Raw genomic sequence first — 16,543 nt, forward strand, 5'->3', positions numbered from 1 at the left:
ATCCCTCCATCACCCCATCACCCCATCACCCCATCACCCCATCCCCCGTGTCATTCATCTGTTCCTATACCTTGGAAACCAATCGTCTAAAATGGCGTAAACTACGGGTACGACGATTAAGCTCAAGATTGTGGAACTAACTAAGCCGCCGGCGATCGCTACGGCCATGGGCGATCGCAATTCTGAACCGGCGCCTAAACCTAAAGCGATGGGTACCATGCCGAGAATTGTAGCGGCGGTGGTCATCATGATTGGTCTGAGGCGGACTGGCCCAGCTTTGAGAATTGCTTCTGTGCGTTCTAAGCCGGCTTCGCGCAATTGGTTGATATAATCCACAATTAAGATGGCGTTTTTGTTGCTGATTCCCAACAAGAACACGAAGCCAATCAGGGAAATCATGCCGAAGTCACTTTTGGTAATCAGCAGCGCTAACATTGCTCCTACCAAGGCTAAGGGTAAGGAGACGCCAATGACTACGGGGTCTACCCAACCTTTAAAGAGCCAAATGAGGACGACTACGATACATAACGCTGATAAAGCCAAGGTTGTACCAAAGCTACCAAACACTTCGCCCAAGCGAGCAGAGTCACCACCCAAGTTCAGCGCCACACCAGGAGGCATGATTTTTTGGGCTTCGGCTACCACTTGATCAGTGGCATTACCTAAAGATAAATTTTGACCTAGGTTAGCGCTAATGTAAGCTACGCGCTGATTGTTGAGGCGTTCGATGTGGAAAACAGTGTCGTTTTTGTTGGCTTCACCTGTAACTGTGACATCTGCAAATCCTGGTAATTTCACTAGCTGCTCTTTAATATCCTTGGCTGCTTGGCTAAGGGCGTTGAGATCATCACCTCTTAAAGACACTTGTAAGGGTTTTTGACCGCCAGTGTCCACAAATTGGATATCTTCTACACTGGTGGTGACGCCGGGAAGCTTGGGTAAATTGGCGCGGAATTGGTCTTGCAGTTCTGCTGTTTTAATTGAGCGATCGCTTTTTAGTTTGACATACAACACGCCTTTATTTGGCTCACCTTCACGAGAACCCACAGTAGTAAATACAGTCTCTACGGCTGGGGATGTTCTCACCACTGCTTCTAGTTTCTTCGCCACTTCCTCTGAGTCGGCTAAGGGATTGGGAATGGAGACTTGAGCATTAGGAACTGCTCCTGTAGCTCTCAATCTTTCATCTCCAACAGGGAAACTGGGTAAAGGTGCTGTGTAGGTAATATTAAACTCGCCCCGGTCTAGTTTAGGGATGAAGCCTTTGGGAATGAGGGGAATCAGAGCTATCCCCACAACAAAACTAAGAACAGCTAACCCAATAACGATCGCTCGGTGATGCAAAGACCATTGCAGTAAGTCGCGGTATGATTGGGCAAAGCGCACCCATAACATCCCTTCGCGGCGACGGGAACCAGAAGATTTAGGCTGTAGCCAATATATAGATAAAACAGGTGACAATGTTCGCGCCACTAACAAAGAAGCCAGCATGGCTGCAGAAACAGTAATCCCAAAAGGTTTAAAAAACTGACCAATGACACCACCCATCAAACCGATGGGGAGAAAAACTGCAACTGCGGTGAAGGTAGCAGCGGTAACTGTCAAGCCAATTTCATTTGTGGCTATCAAAGCAGCTTGGCGGGGAGTTTCCCCATCATCGATGTGGCGCATAATGTTTTCCACATCAACGATCGCATCATCAACAATGCTACCAATGACCAAAGCTAATGCTAACAAAGTAATTGTCTCTAAATTAAAGCCAAAAATTGCCATGACAATCGCCGTCGCTAACATCGACGTGGGAATCGCCAAAGCGGAAATCAGGGTGGCGCGCCAGTTCCACAAAAAAGGGAAAATTACGACAACCGATAACAAAACAGCTTCAATAAGGGAGTCGATGGTTGATTTAGTGGCTTGACGGATGTATTCTGCTTGGGTAGCCGCTAAGGTGAGTTTGACATCGTTGAGAGTAGAACGCAGCTTTTGTACTTCCTGCTCTACTCGACTCACCACCTCTAAGGTATTAGCACTACCGCGTTTAATCACCTGAAATGCTAAAGCTTCTTTACCATTGAAACGCACTCTGGTTGCGCCACCCGTAGGAAGACTAGCAGTGTTTGCTGATAACTGGGGCGGTTGTGAGACAGGCGCACCCAATAAAGAAACTTTCAGCACTCCTGGTAGTTTAGCGATCGCTGTGACAATCTGGTCTTTTGCTATCTTAGTTAAATCTTGGAGATTTTTTGCTGGACTCTCAATGGCGTAACTAATAGCAGCTGACTCGTTCAAATTCAGAGGAATAGTCTGATATTTTGCTCCTTTGGTCAACTGTAACTGCTTCAGCGCCGTTTCCACTTGACGAGTTGATGATTCTAAATTTGTGCCGACAACAAAAGACAGACTAACAGCAGTTTGTCCAGGATAGGTAGATGAACGAATATCTTCTAGTCCCGTGAGAGATTTCAGGCGCTGCTCTATGGGTTTAGTCAGTTTAGTCTCTGTATCCAGCGCTGTAGACAAAGGTGCTTGAGCATTCACCACCACCACAGGAAAGGTAATATCTGGAAACAGAGCATACTTGAGAGAACTAAACGCTAGAATACCAGCCACCGTGACGGCAAGCCAAAAACCGATCGTTAGCCAGGAAAATTCGATCGCTAATTTGGAAATATTAAAACGTTCTCTTGCAGATTTTGAGTTATTGGGCTTTACCATTTTGGAAAATCATCGTGCGGGTGACACAATTACTAGTCATGCTACAGTAATCGTCCCCACTTTGGGAGTTCTGCTCGTCACCAAATTTGATGAAGGGGATGGGGAGGTGGGGAGATGGGGGGATGGGGAGGTGGGGAGATGGGGGGATGGGGAGGTGGGGAGATGGGGAGTGTGGGGGGTGTGGGGAGTGTGGGGAGTGTGGGGGGTGTGGGGAGATACAAATGATTATTGGGCGTTGCTGAATTATGGGATGATTTTTATTTCACGCAAAGAAGATCACGAAAATTAGGACTTTTGCAAGTGGTCTATGAAATGCCAGAATTACCTTTCTTATTCTTTGTTCCTTTGCGCCTACCCTGCGGGATCGCTTTCAGCGATTGCGCCTACCCTGCGGGAAGCCGCTCCGCGTCTATGCGTGAGACAAATTCATATTCTCAATCAGCAACGCCAATTATTGTTTATGCCTATTTGTCTAAATCCTCATGAAAAACTACACAATTTTAGTGCCTCAAGGAGCGGAGTATCACGCTGTGTGTCGCGGTTTAAAGCGCGCCCATGATTCAACGTCGCTCGTAATTGCAATTCCTGTGGGGAGCAAACCTCTAACCACATATCTGCATAAATTGCAAGCGCAAAATCAATTACCTGATTTGAGCGCGCAGGTGTTGCTTATGGGTTTGTGTGGTAGTCTCAACCCTAAATATTCTGTGGGAGATGTGGTGTTATGTCTTGATTGTTTGTATCAAGGTAATCTTCTAGAGTGCGATCGCTCTTTGAATGCAGAGATTTATTCGTCTTATTCAGATAAAGTAACAATAGTCAAGTCTTTAACGAGCAATCGCGTGATTTGTTCTGCAGCCGAAAAACGTTATTTGGGTGAGAGTTCTGGCGCTGATGTGGTGGATATGGAAGGATTCGCCGCTCTCAATTTTTTCCATCAGTTGGGAGTGTCGATAGCCATATTGCGAGTTGTCAGCGACGACTGTCACCACAATATCCCTGATTTGACATCAGCCATCAGCGCTGACGGTTCTCTGAAACCTTTACCCCTCACCATGAAATTGATTAGTCAACCTATAGCCGCGACGCGATTGATTCGTGGTTCCTTGCGGGGGTTGAAGGTGTTGGCAGAGGTGACAACATCACTTTTAGAATAGAAGCAATGAAGCTAAAAATATCGACACTATAAGAATCATATTCAATTTCTGAAAAAAACTCAGTACAGCTTAAAGATTCTTATTTACTATTGTCCATTGCCTGCCCACGCAAATACATTCACAAGTCAAATCGGATTGCTATATGTTGAATCTTACCTTAACCCCAGAACTTGAGCAATTTGTCCAAACTCAGTTAGAAAATGGTAAATATACTTCACCTGAGGAAGTCGTCCTAGCAGCACTACAGAGGTTTGCTAAACAGGAAAATATCTACAAAGGACGATTTGAGGAATTACAACGGGAAATCATGATTGGTGTAGAAGCATCAGAACGCGGTGAGGTGATTGATAGTGATACTGTTTTTCATCAAATACAAGCGAAACTAGAACAACGTCGCCACCGTGAGGGTAGATGAGTAATACATGTAAATTTACCGTTCCTGCAAGTCGAGATATTGAAAGTATTATCGACTATATCGCTCAATCCACACATTTGAGTCCGTAGGATGCGTTAGCGAACCGCGTAACGCATCTAGCCACCAACCTTTTAAATAGGTGCAACTAAAGCTTGACGCGCGACACGCTTACGATCGCTTTTACGAGTACCCCCAGCCATCTGATACTCATGGCTATTGTTGCCGAACTTGTAAGCAATACCAAGCAAAATTTTCTCAGAATAATCTGCTAAATTTCGTTCATTTTCGGTGATTTGGGTTAACAAGACATCAATATTAGAAAGTGCGGTGTTGTAAGCTTCTATATTTTTACGCAAATCATCTATTTTATCAGTATAATCTTTAACCGTTAATCCATCACCGATATTCAACGCCGGATTGATTGATTTGATGCTTGCTAGACGCATCTCAGCTTTATCAAGAGTACGTGAATTGCGTTTTTTTCTTGCCATAACTAATACCCTGTTTTTCAATATCTCACACTTCTATAGTGGACAATAATTGAAAAGGTTGTCTTACGTAAAATTGTTGATTTTTGTAAAAAAAAGTTGCCACCAGAAGTTAGCACAAACTCCGAGAAACAAGGAAATGTCAAGACAGAAGCTGCTACAGACTGCGCGGAACACGGAAACGTTAAGACGGAAGTCGCTGCACAGAAGACAGAAGCTGCTACAAACTGCGCGGAATACGGAAACGTCAAGACGGAAGCCGCTGCACAGAAGACAGAAGCTGCTACAGACTGCGCGGAATACGGAAACGTCAACACAGAAGCCGCTGCACAGAAGACAGAAGCTGCTACAGACTGCGCGGAATACGGAAACGTCAAGACAGGAGCCGCTGCACAGAAGACGGAACACAACAGCGATCGCCCTCATCCCATGTTAGCAATTAGTGCAATCGCTGAATACACACATCAATTTTTATCGAGAATAAACTCGCCCTTTCCACGCGCCACCGCGCCCTTGCCAATGACGGATGGCTGAGTCTAAAGTCATAAGGGTGTAAAGAAAAGCGATCGCAGGTAAACACAAAGCTAACCAAGGTGGACATTTATACAAGCGGATGGTGGGGAAATAAGCTATGGTCATCAATACCCATGCTGATAAACTGGTGAGAGCGATCGCTAAATTCCCCATGAATAAACTAATCATCACCCCCAATGGTGGAACCAAATAAATCAAGAACATCGCCGCCAAGGTTCCGACTAACAACAACGGGGAATAATTCAGTTGAGTATAAGCTGTCCGCGCTACCATCTGCCAAACTGTCCCCAAAGAAGGATAGGGGCGCAAGCTGTGAGTTAGAGTACTCAGTCCTAACCAGATGCGTCCAGAGGGAGATGAGGAGGATGAAACATCATTATTTCTCTCTCTAGCCCCTACCCCCTGATCTCTAGCCCCTTTTACCGCTTGGGCTAAAGCACAATCATCAATTAGTGTTTGACGTATAACTGCAATCCCGCCAATTCTTTCTAGGGCAGTTGTGCGAATTAAAATAGAACCACCAGCAGCAGCAGCGGTGGCTTTTTTGGGGTTATTCACCCAGCGAAAAGGGTAGAGTTTTTGAAAGAAAAAGACAAAGGCGGGAATCAGTAGGTTTTCCCACAAACTTTCGCACCTGAGTTGCACCATCACAGAAACTAAGTCTAAATCTTCTTGTTCTGCTTTGGCTACCAAGCGCCGGAGACTACCTGCGTCATGGTGGATGTCTGCGTCGGTGAGAAAGAAATAGTCTGGTTTTGGTGCGGAGGTATTTTGCGTTTCTAAAGCTTTTTGAATTCCTTGCTCCACTGCCCAAAGTTTACCAGTCCAGCCGGGGGCTAACGGTTGACCAGAAACAATATGTAATTGCTGGGCTTTATTAACGGCGTGGGCTACTCCCTCAGCAAAAGCAGCGGTACCATCGGTGCTGCGGTCGTCTACTAGAAATACTTGGAAATCACCGGGGTAATCTTGGAGCAACAATGACTTGAGCGTAATTGGTAACAACTGAGCTTCGTTGCGCGCGGGAACTACTGCACAAACTGTAGGTGATGATTGTAACTGAGTTTCTCTCGCCTCTAATTGTTGATCTGCTCGCCAAAACTGTCCCCGCACACACAGCAATCCGATCCAGATAAGTAAAGATAAAAGTGTTAATCCTAATACAAATGTAGCCATGACACCTTGTAAATTCGACCCGTCTCAGACACAATACTATGTCTGCTGATTGTGAGAAAGGTTTTTTTTACCATACTGTGGTATTGATACTATGTGTGAGGTTGGGGAAGTACTTTGATGCAAACGCAAGATCAGGTTACAGTTAATCAAGTCACAACAGCGATCGCCGCTAGTCAAGAATATCTGCTTTCAATCCAAAATCCAGCGGGCTATTGGTGGGCAGAGCTAGAATCTAATGTGACAATCACTGCTGAGGTTGTACTCTTACACAAAATTTGGGGAACAGACGCCACAAGACCTCTGCACAAAGTTGTCACCTATCTTCTACAACAACAGCGTCAGCATGGGGGTTGGGAACTGTTTTATGGTGATGGTGGGGAACTGAGCACTTCGGTGGAAGCTTACATGGCTCTCAGGTTGTTGGGTGTGTCCGCAACTAACCCGGCGATGTTGCGAGCCAAGGCTTTTATTCTCCAACGCGGTGGTATCAGTAAGACTCGCATTTTTACGAAATTACATTTAGCTTTAATTGGCTGCTACGATTGGCGCGGCTTACCTTCTCTACCACCTTGGGTAATGCTTTTACCGTCAGCGTTCCCTTTTAATATTTATGAGATGTCTAGTTGGGCACGTTCGAGTACAGTACCTCTACTGATTGTCCTCGACCGCAAACCGATTTTTATCACCGAACCAACTATCACTTTAGATGAACTGTACGCCGAAGGTGTTGAGCAAGCCCGGTTTGAGTTACCCCGCAATGGCGATTGGACAGATTTATTCGTTACCTTGGATCAAGGTTTCAAGTTTGCAGAAAGTCTCGATTTAGTCCCCTTCCGCAATGAAGGTATTAAAGCCGCAGAAAAGTGGATTTTAGAACGCCAAGAAGCGACCGGCGATTGGGGGGGGATTATTCCAGCGATGTTAAATTCTTTATTAGCTTTGCGGTGTTTGGGTTACGACGCCGCTGACCCAATTGTGGAACGGGGGTTAACATCTGTCGATAACTTTGCGATAGAAACTGAGGACAATTACCGCATTCAACCATGCGTTTCTCCTGTTTGGGATACCGCTTGGGTGATTCGCGCTTTAATTGATTCTGGATTGAACGCAGATCATCCGGCAATTGTCAAGGCTGGGGAATGGTTATTGTCAAAACAAATTCTCGACTATGGCGATTGGGCTGTGAAAAATCGCCAAGGTAAGCCGGGAGCTTGGGCGTTTGAATTTGAAAATCGCTTTTATCCTGATGTGGATGACACTGCTGTGGTGGTGATGGCGTTGTATCAAGCAAAGCTTCCCCATGAAAAATTAAAACATGCCGCGTGCGATCGCGCTGTGAATTGGATCGCTTCTATGCAGTGTCAACCTGGGGGTTGGGCGGCTTTTGATCTCGATAATAATCAAGAATGGCTGAACGCAGTCCCATACGGCGACCTCAAAGCCATGATTGACCCCAACACAGTTGATGTCACCGCTAGGGTGCTGGAAATGCTGGGGGCGGGAAATTTTATCATTGATGATGGAAATTTAGCCAGAGCGATCGCTTATATTATCAAAGAGCAAGAACCAGAAGGCTGTTGGTTTGGGCGCTGGGGCGTCAACTATATCTACGGTACCAGCGGCGTCCTCTCTGCCCTAGCTCTCATTAACCCACAAAAACATCAACGCACCATCAAACAAGGAGCCGCTTGGCTAGTTAGTTGTCAAAACCCCGATGGTGGCTGGGGTGAAACTTGTCGCAGTTATGATGACCCCAATCTCAAAGGAAAAGGCACCAGTACCGCATCTCAAACCGCTTGGGCTTTAATTGGCTTAATCGCTGCTGGTGAAGCTACCGGCGAATTTGATTACGACATTATTGACCAAGGAATTAGCTATCTTTTAACTACTCAAAAACCCGATGGAACTTGGTATGAAGCCGACTTTACAGGTACTGGTTTCCCCAGCCATTTTTATCTCAAATATCACATGTATCAACAATATTTTCCTTTAATTGCTCTTGGTCGCTATCAAGCAATTTTAGGGAATGGGGAATAAAATTCTCAGTTTTTCTGAGATTATTTAGTGTCGCTAATTGCCGTATCAAGACAATTATGTGTGGCGGCAAAAACCTTTGCGGAGACGTTATATTTAATGTCTCTACAAACTAATTTGTACCTCATAAAAAGCAGAAATTATGAATGTAGATAGACATAAATTTGCACCAGTCGCAAGACGGATGAAAGTGATAATTCATCTACTTAAGATAGATATACAACAAAGGGCGTCATTACTATTTAGGGTGCATTTACTGCAATCATTAACCTAGGTGAATGCAGAGTAAAAACTAATTTTTTACTCTGCATTTCTTGATGCTTGTTGAGATATAGCGATTCGATTTAATCTGGAAAAATTAAGTAAATGAACATAATTAAATGTAATACAATTTTCAAATGTAGGGGCGAACGGTTGTTCGCCCTTGTCCGGGCGTTCGCTTTTAGCGTTAGAGCAGGGTACGGTTGTTCGCCCTTGTCCGGGCGTTCTCTTTTAGCGTTCACGCCTTCAAAGCTTATATTCCCGCACCTGATTTGGCTTCAGCACCCATCGGTGATACATAGTCGCGGAAGAGAGTGATTTGTTGTTCAAAAGCTAGAGATTTAATCTGATTAAGGAGTGCTTTTGCTTCCGCAGAAAGTTGATAATCAGCAGGAAGAGGAATGATGGTAGAGTTTTCCATTCCTTGGGCTAACAGATACCAAAATAGCAGTTTAGTTGTATCACCTAAAGAGCCATATTCACGGGAGATTTGCGTATCTGCTTTGTTAATGAGGTCGCGTTGAATTTGCAGTTGTTGCTCATGAGATAGTTCTTTAACTTGATTGAACAAACCTTCTGCAATTGCGGGAGAAGCAGTGCTCGCGCCAGGGGCTGCTGGGGTAATTGAGCCACCCATTTCTGTGTAAATAAACCAAAATAAAGCTAGTTGTTGGTCAACATCTAATTTTTGCCATGCTTGCACGTGTTGACGAATATTTGGGTCGCTAGTTTGAGTGTATGCCATGATAAATTGCCGTTGAGATTTAGTTCATATCGTCAACAACAGTATCAAAGCTCTATGTATCGTTTAACCCCACTGGAGACAGATGTACCTCAATCAAAAAGAATAGCTCTTAGATAATAGAAAAAAGACTGAATATGATATGTGTAATTGTGATTTTTTATTTGTTAAGAGTCAAGGGTTATTTTCGCCATAACCACATAACCCCTGCTCCCTCATCCCCTCTCTTTCTTCATCTCATTCTTGAGAATGAGCAACTAAAGTTGTGATCGTGGCGACTAGTTTTTCTGGTTCTACTGGTTTACCGATGTGAGTTTGAAAGCCTGCTTCTAGAGCGCGCACACGATCTTCACTATCAGCATATGCTGTTAGAGCGATCGCTGGAATTGTAGCACCTTTATCTGGCTGTAGTGCGCGGATCTTACGAATCAAAGTATACCCATCTTCATAAGGCATAGCGATATCACAAATCAACACATTGGGTTGTAATTTGGGGAGCATTTCCAGTGTTGCTGCTGCTGATGTAACGGCTGTAACGGTGGCGCCATCGGCTTCGAGGACAGTAGAAATATAAAAGCGGCTATCATCATCATCATCCACCACCAGGATGTTTAAACCGACGAGAGGGAGAGGAGGTTGCATACAGTCTCCGTTATGTTTAAGAAAAGACAGTCGTCTAGAAAGAGCGTCTCGTCTGCTCTTGTTCAACCACACTAATGGCAATTCTACTGTGATTTTAAGTTGTATCTGGCCTGCAAAAGCAAAAGTCAAGAATCAAAGTTTTTTGAACTTGGACTCTTGACCGAAGAAAGGATGAAGGATAGCTGCTTTCTATTCTCTATTCCCTGCTATAAAATTAGACGAATCGCCAACGACCGACTACACCGTCATCTAAATCAACATAGTATAAATTGCCATCAGGCCCTTGAACAATTTGCACTACGTACTCAGCACCAGTAGCAAAGGTTTCTACTGATTGAATTCCACCACTAGAATTGAAGCTGACGTTGCGGACAATACCTTGTCCCAAATCATTGAAGAATAAATCTCCGTTATATGCATCTGGGTAGGCTGTACCAGTGTACACATCACCGACAACGATCGCATTAATGCCATCCGTAGCGTGGTTGAGGGCTAAAATTGATGGTGTAGCAGTTTGTCCGCTGGCATAAAATGCTTGCGCTTCTGGGAAACTTTCATACACGCCAGTTCTCAAGTTAACGCCGTTACCCCCTTCATAGTAAGGCCAACCAAAGTTTGCACCGGGGCCAGCGGTATTAATTTCTTCCCAAGCGCCCCAACCCACATCACCGATGTAAAGTTGTCCGGTTTCGGGATGAATGCTGAAGCGGAAGGGATTTCGCAAGCCATACTGGTAGACTTTGGAGCGATTACTATCAGCGTTACCGTCATAGAAGGGATTATCAGCCAAGCCTTTACCGGTAATTGGGTCAATACGCAGGACTTTACCAGATAAATTGTCAATATCTTGAACTCTGACGGTACGCGGGTCAGCCCGGTTGTAGGAAGTACCATCGCCGTTGGTAACATACAATGCACCATCGGGGCCAAATTTCACCATCCCCACGCTATGGGATTGACTGTCAGCAGCGAGAAAATCTTGGAGATTTTGCCCATTTGGTAAAATACCCGCTGGGGGTTCATTAAAATTGGCGGTGCTATCAACAAAGCCATTGAAATTATTCCAGGTACTGTTTTTACCAAGTAGCACTACTTCACTGTTGGCTAAAGCTGTTGTGTAGTTGGTTCTCACATCTGCGGTGACGCGAACTAAACGCCCGGCTCGATTACCATTAGCATCAGGAGCAGCTAGACCAGTTTGGCCGTTAACTTCTGGTGGGTCGTAGGTGTAGAGTAAGTAAACGTAGGGATTGTTAGCAAAATCTGGATGGATAGTCAAGCCTAATAAACCGCGATCGCTATTTTCGTTGACTTTTGCAGAGATATCAATAAAGGGAGTTGCTAATAAAGTTCCATTTTGAGAAACTCTGACGACTCCATTCTTTTGAGCAATTAACATGGTTTCCCCATCAGGTGTCCACTCGATGGCGGTGGGCATTTCTAAGCCAGAAACAATGCTATCTTTAGTTAATTGTCGTCCTGGTTGCTCTCGATATAATTGCTGAATTTCTGCAACTGCCAAAGTGCGATTATAAATTCGCGCGTCATCAATTTGACCTTTGAAGTAACTATCAACTCGACCAATATTCACTTGTTGAGTAGCAAAAGGTTTGCGTCCGGCGAAGTCAGTAGTAGAAAATACTCGCTGACCATTAACATAAGCTTGATAGGTGGTGCCATCAAATGAGGTGACTACATGGTTCCAAGCATTAGGCTTGAGTACACTACCTGTAGTGAAAGAGTTCCAATTAGTACCATCTCCGAAACCAGCGTGAATTTTTGTATTTTCTGTCACCCAAATTCCCGGATAACGTTGAATAGCTCCAGCTGCGGGTTGATAACCGATGACGCCGTGAAAGCCGTTATCTGTATTTTCCGAATGAATCCAAACTGACTGTGTAAAAGTACCCCCACTTAAATTTAGACTAGCTTGATTAGGAATATTAACGTAGTCATTAACTCCATCAAAATTCAAGCTGTGGGTATTGGCAAAGTTTAAGACCGGGGTTTTGGTGCTCGGGCCGCTGGGAGCAGTCATATTAATTGCTGTTCCATTGTTACCTAACCCAGAGGAATCAATGACTACAGCATTTAGACTGGCTTCATCTAACTTCCAATAACCAACTAAATCTGGTGGCCTTTCGTTATCAATAATTGTGATTTGCGCTGTCCGCGGAGCTAATAAGGTGGCGCCACCCCGAACGTTGTCAATCGCAAAACCGAAGGTTTCGTTACCTTCAATTAAGGTATCATCCAGGATGGGGATAGTGACAGATTTGCTGGTTTCACCGGGTGCAAAGGTGAGTGTACCAGATCTGGCAGTGTAATCACTTCCAGCTTTGGCGGAGCCTTCAATTGTGCGATAGTCTACCGTTACGGTTCCAGAAGTTCCTTGTTGACGCAGCACGGTAACACCGACAGTACCCGCAGCTTCATTGACTGTGATGGTACTAGTTTGCAATCCAATCACACCCGGTTTGCCAATTTCAATGATTCCTCGTACCTGGGATGTCGCAAACCAGTCATTCCACCTACCTGTGCTGTTCCAATTCATCACAGCGTGGTCTTCTTCGCCGTTGTAGTTATTCGGTTCCCCTGGCGCCCAATTGGTATAGGTAACGGTTTCACCGCTCACCCATCTAAATTGTCCTTCTACCTGGACATCATTGATACCGAGCCAAAATCGTTCTGTGGTGCTAAAGGTTGATCTCAGCCAGGATTCCTCAGCCGCGTCATTAATGGTGACGAGATTACCACCTAAACTTACAGCTTCTGCTTGGGCTGCGTCCCAAGTTTTCCTGCCAATGGTGAGATAATATTCATTGCCGTTATAAATTTTCGGTTCAATCTCAACAATCGCCCGGAATTTACTACTAGACAGTTGGTCGTTCCATTGACCAGCCGTGCTATTCATGACTACAAAGTCTTCATTGCTACGGGAATTGCTCGGTTGACCTGGTGCCCAGTTAGTATATGTGACAGCTTCGCCATTAATCCACCGATATTGACCTTCGACAGTTTGGTCTGTCAAGCCTATCCAGAGTTGTTCACCAGTCCCAAAGGTAGATTTTAGCCAAGCTTCTTCCGCCGCATCGTTAATTGTTACTAAGTTTCCACCTAATCTCTGGGCTTCGGTTTGAGCTTGTGTCCAAGTACCTGCAGTCTGGGTGAGGACATAGCGTTTGTTATTGTAAATCGGCAAGATATTTTCATATTGTGCGATCGCTTTTTGATCTAAAACTGACTTGGATTCAATCGCTCCTGTTTCTACTTCTAACTCCCAGTCACCACCAAGAGCAGCATTTCCGGTCAAGTCGTCGGAGGCGCCAATATCCGCACCGGTAATCTGACTTAACTGTTGCACAAATGTCAAGCCATCAGACCCAGCACCAACGTTACACCCATAAAACAATAGGTCAGTTTCTTCAGTAAAAGCACGACGCCAACTTTGTAAACTGTCGTTGTAATTACTGAGATTCTGGGAATTCAGATGACTGTTACCCAATAACACCTCTCCCGTACCACCGTGGGAAACTATGTGTACGCTGGCGAGGTTTTGGTGCTGTCCCAGAATGTTTGTAATCTGCAATACGCCATCAGTATTAGGATCAAGCCTAAATACATCTGCGTTCTCAAAGCTGCGAGAAAGAATTTCATCATCTTGAATAGCACCATCAATAAAAACTAGATGCTGACTACCAGTTCCCCCTAGTTTTGTGTTTGGTGATATCAAATTATTTTCTAAAGCAGCCTTACCAAATAATCCGTTGTTTACTGAAGAATTTGTTTCTATTTGCAGAGAATCTGTTCTCAAATCAAATGCATCTGACATAGGTTTTTAATTCCATGAGGAAATTTTTTTTAGATGTGAAATTTTTCAGATTTATTTTCACTTGTTTAATTTATCCAGTTAACCTCTCTCAAAATTTATCTATTTAGTACTGTAAACTTGACTTTTTTTTGACTAATTAGTTGATAAAAACAATTTTTTATTAAAAATCTGCAGCTATTTACCAATCTAGTTTGTCAAAACATCTATTGAAAATTCAATTATTCAGCTTAAATTTTTCCCAAATATGCATTACTTAATTTAATGTAATTTAAATTACTCAATAATCATTTTTCCGATTTATCTTCGCTGATTTGAATCACTTTATTTGACTGTAATTACTGAACTATGTCAATTTCACTCAATATTTTTTTATGGAAAATTTAAATTTATAGCAAGTTTTTTAACGGAATTAAAAAGACTGAATTTTATTAAAAACAAAGTTTTATTTAAAAATAGACAAACAGGATTTTTACTGAAATAATTTAATTCTGATGTAAAAGCTTTAAACATAAATTTCTGAAATTTAAATGCAAAATAAATTTGATGAAAATACTAATTTATTTGGTGGAAAACTTTAAAGATTTTTAGAAATTACTTTTGACTTGACATCAAGTAAAATTAAATTTTTTATAAACAATATATATCTCGGAAAAATGAGAAAAATATCAAGTATAATTTACAGTCGCAGTCAACAAAGTAGTTGTCCAGTCAGTTTTATGAAGAGAGTCTTGATAAACTGACAGCGTTTCTCATGTTGGTGAGGCTAGGGGCTAGGAACTAGGGGATAGAACTTAACTGGGGTGTACATACATTGGGAACTGCTGGGGGACTGATGCTAAAGTCATCATTTTTGGGAAAAATTTTCCCAAGTTCAAGAAACCGTGACGCTTGATATTGAACCGAATGTATGTGTCAGTTACGTAAACTCTGAAACTAGAGCATCCAACCGGGTGAGCAGTTTTATACCGAGTATTTTTGCAACTTTAAAATCTATCACTACCCAGTTGACATATATGCATTCATAAAAAATGGCTGTTTAAATTGGAAATTTGGAATTTTGAATTGGTATTAGATTCCCACTTTCCCCTAGACTAGGGGCAGCAACCTTGTGCAAACTGGCTAAGGAAAATGGACTGTGACTGAATTGAACAATTCCCCCTCTACCCTCCAAGGTTTTTCACGCCGAGAATTACGAGATTTAGTGCGAACTCAGCTACAAATGCTGCTAGAACAGGGGGATTTACGGGGAGCAAAGGCAATTTTAGTACCTGTGCAGCCTGCGGATATTGCTGAGGCTATTGAAGGCTTACCGGAAGCAATGCACGCTTTGGCTTTTCGCTTGCTTTCTAAGGATGAAGCAATCGAGGTTTATGAATATCTAGATTACAGCGTTCAAGAACGGCTAATTGAGGAATTGAAAAGTCAAGAAGTCCGAGATATTGTTGATCAGATGTCATCGGATGACCGAGCTAGATTATTTGACGAATTACCAGCCAAAATTGTTAATCGCCTCTTAGAACAACTGAGTCCCGCTGAACGGGAAGCCACAGCCCAACTGTTGGGTTATGAAGCTGACACGGCTGGGCGAATGATGACGCTGGAGTTAATCTCGCTCAAAGAGAATTTGACGGTAGCGCAAACTTTAGAGCGGATTCGCAGTTTGGCTAACGCTAGCGAGATGATTTACTACCTTTATGTGACTGATAGTGCTAGGCGCTTAACGGGGATTGTATCACTGAGAGAATTAGTCACCTCTCAGCCAGAGGAAATTATTGGGGAAGTGATGACCCGCGATGTGGTGTTTGTGCATACAGATACGGATCAAGAAGAAGTAGCAAAATTGATTCAAAGGTATGATTTTCTGGCTGTGCCTGTTGTCGATAGAGAACAACGTCTCGTCGGTATAGTTACTGTTGATGATGTGATCGATATTTTGCAAGCAGAAACTACTGAAGATATTTATGCTGTCGGTGGTGGCGTGCAATCGGGAGGCGACAATTATTTCCAAACAAATTTATGGGAAGTTGCTCGTAAAAGGGTTGTTTGGCTGTTAGTATTACTTGTTACTAATACTATTACAGGCACAATTATTAAATCTCAAGAAGATATCTTAACGAAGGTGGTAACACTGACGGCTTTTATACCTTTGCTAACAGGTACTGGCGGTAACGTAGGGGCACAATCTTCTACGGTGGTTATTCGCGGGATGAACACCGAAGAAATACGGTTACTGGGCCCATTGCAAGTAATTGGACGTGAGGCGATCGCTGGTGTGTTATTAGGTGGTATGTTAGGTACGATCGCCACAATTTGGGCATATTTTTTACAAGGCAGATTAGAAGTAGCGATCGCTGTTGGTAGTAGTTTAGTCGCTATTTCTGTTTTAGCTTCTGTTTCCGGTTCCGCACTGCCATTTTTATTTCGTTTACTTCGCTTAGATCCGGCTTTAATGTCAGCGCCATTTATCACCACAGCAGTTGATGTTATTGGTGTTTTAATTTACTTCAATCTAGCGAGAGTAATTTTAAATTTATGAGTTTTAAATTA

Annotated in this window: 12 protein-coding genes; 6 read left to right on the top strand and 6 right to left on the bottom strand. The window is 43.5% G+C overall.

Annotation, left to right across the window (positions count from 1 at the left end):
* Positions 1-54 precede the first annotated feature (54 nt).
* The gene (locus tag MIC7126_RS0109185; RefSeq protein WP_026100135.1) at positions 55-2,715 is read right to left on the bottom strand and encodes an efflux RND transporter permease subunit; all 2,661 of its coding nucleotides are present in this window, start codon (positions 2,713-2,715) and stop codon (positions 55-57) included.
* Here MIC7126_RS0109185 and MIC7126_RS31550 point away from each other — a divergent pair.
* The 3 genes from MIC7126_RS31550 to MIC7126_RS0109205 all read left to right on the top strand — a co-directional run bounded on the left by MIC7126_RS31550 (position 2,612) and on the right by MIC7126_RS0109205 (position 4,287).
* On the top strand, positions 2,612-3,004 hold the full coding sequence (locus tag MIC7126_RS31550) for a hypothetical protein (protein WP_017652848.1): 393 nt from the start codon (positions 2,612-2,614) through the stop codon (positions 3,002-3,004). The two genes, MIC7126_RS0109185 and MIC7126_RS31550, sit on opposite strands and share 104 nt — an antisense overlap.
* A gap of 193 nt (positions 3,005-3,197) precedes the next feature.
* The gene (locus tag MIC7126_RS0109200) at positions 3,198-3,872 is read left to right on the top strand and encodes a 5'-methylthioadenosine/S-adenosylhomocysteine nucleosidase family protein (RefSeq protein WP_017652849.1); all 675 of its coding nucleotides are present in this window, start codon (positions 3,198-3,200) and stop codon (positions 3,870-3,872) included.
* Positions 3,873-4,014: 142 nt separating this feature from the next.
* Complete coding sequence (locus tag MIC7126_RS0109205; RefSeq protein WP_017652850.1) at positions 4,015-4,287, top strand: ribbon-helix-helix domain-containing protein; 273 nt, start codon at positions 4,015-4,017, stop codon at positions 4,285-4,287.
* Positions 4,288-4,418: 131 nt separating this feature from the next.
* On the opposite strand, the gene MIC7126_RS0109210 is transcribed toward MIC7126_RS0109205, so the two are convergent.
* Positions 4,419-4,778, bottom strand: a complete 360-nt coding sequence (locus MIC7126_RS0109210; protein ID WP_017652851.1) for a hypothetical protein — start codon at positions 4,776-4,778, stop codon at positions 4,419-4,421.
* A gap of 96 nt (positions 4,779-4,874) precedes the next feature.
* On the opposite strand from MIC7126_RS0109210, the gene MIC7126_RS31555 reads away from it, so the two are divergent.
* A complete protein-coding gene (locus MIC7126_RS31555) occupies positions 4,875-5,309 on the top strand; it encodes a hypothetical protein (protein WP_026100137.1) in 435 nt (144 codons plus the stop codon).
* Here MIC7126_RS31555 and MIC7126_RS0109220 read toward each other — a convergent pair.
* Positions 5,247-6,485, bottom strand: coding sequence for a glycosyltransferase (locus MIC7126_RS0109220; RefSeq protein WP_017652852.1), 1,239 nt, complete (start codon positions 6,483-6,485; stop codon positions 5,247-5,249). The genes MIC7126_RS31555 and MIC7126_RS0109220 overlap by 63 nt on opposite strands.
* Before the next feature lie 117 nt (positions 6,486-6,602).
* On the opposite strand from MIC7126_RS0109220, the gene shc reads away from it, so the two are divergent.
* Complete coding sequence (gene shc / locus MIC7126_RS0109225; RefSeq protein WP_017652853.1) at positions 6,603-8,522, top strand: squalene--hopene cyclase; 1,920 nt, start codon at positions 6,603-6,605, stop codon at positions 8,520-8,522.
* 511 nt (positions 8,523-9,033) lie between these two features.
* Here the strand turns inward: shc and MIC7126_RS0109230 are convergent.
* From MIC7126_RS0109230 to MIC7126_RS28590, 3 genes are all read right to left on the bottom strand, one after another.
* The gene (locus tag MIC7126_RS0109230; protein WP_017652854.1) at positions 9,034-9,525 is read right to left on the bottom strand and encodes an orange carotenoid protein N-terminal domain-containing protein; all 492 of its coding nucleotides are present in this window, start codon (positions 9,523-9,525) and stop codon (positions 9,034-9,036) included.
* 234 nt (positions 9,526-9,759) lie between these two features.
* Positions 9,760-10,164 (bottom strand): response regulator, encoded by a 405-nt coding sequence (locus MIC7126_RS0109235; RefSeq protein ID WP_017652855.1) that lies wholly within the window; start codon positions 10,162-10,164, stop codon positions 9,760-9,762.
* Positions 10,165-10,378: 214 nt separating this feature from the next.
* Complete coding sequence (locus MIC7126_RS28590; protein WP_017652856.1) at positions 10,379-13,996, bottom strand: DUF4347 domain-containing protein; 3,618 nt, start codon at positions 13,994-13,996, stop codon at positions 10,379-10,381.
* Between the two features lie 1,135 nt (positions 13,997-15,131).
* Here MIC7126_RS28590 and mgtE point away from each other — a divergent pair.
* Complete coding sequence (gene mgtE, locus MIC7126_RS0109245) at positions 15,132-16,532, top strand: magnesium transporter (RefSeq protein ID WP_017652857.1); 1,401 nt, start codon at positions 15,132-15,134, stop codon at positions 16,530-16,532.
* The last annotated feature ends 11 nt before the right edge of the window (positions 16,533-16,543 follow it).

This window comes from Fortiea contorta PCC 7126 (assembly GCF_000332295.1).
Classification (GTDB): domain Bacteria; phylum Cyanobacteriota; class Cyanobacteriia; order Cyanobacteriales; family Nostocaceae; genus Fortiea; species Fortiea contorta.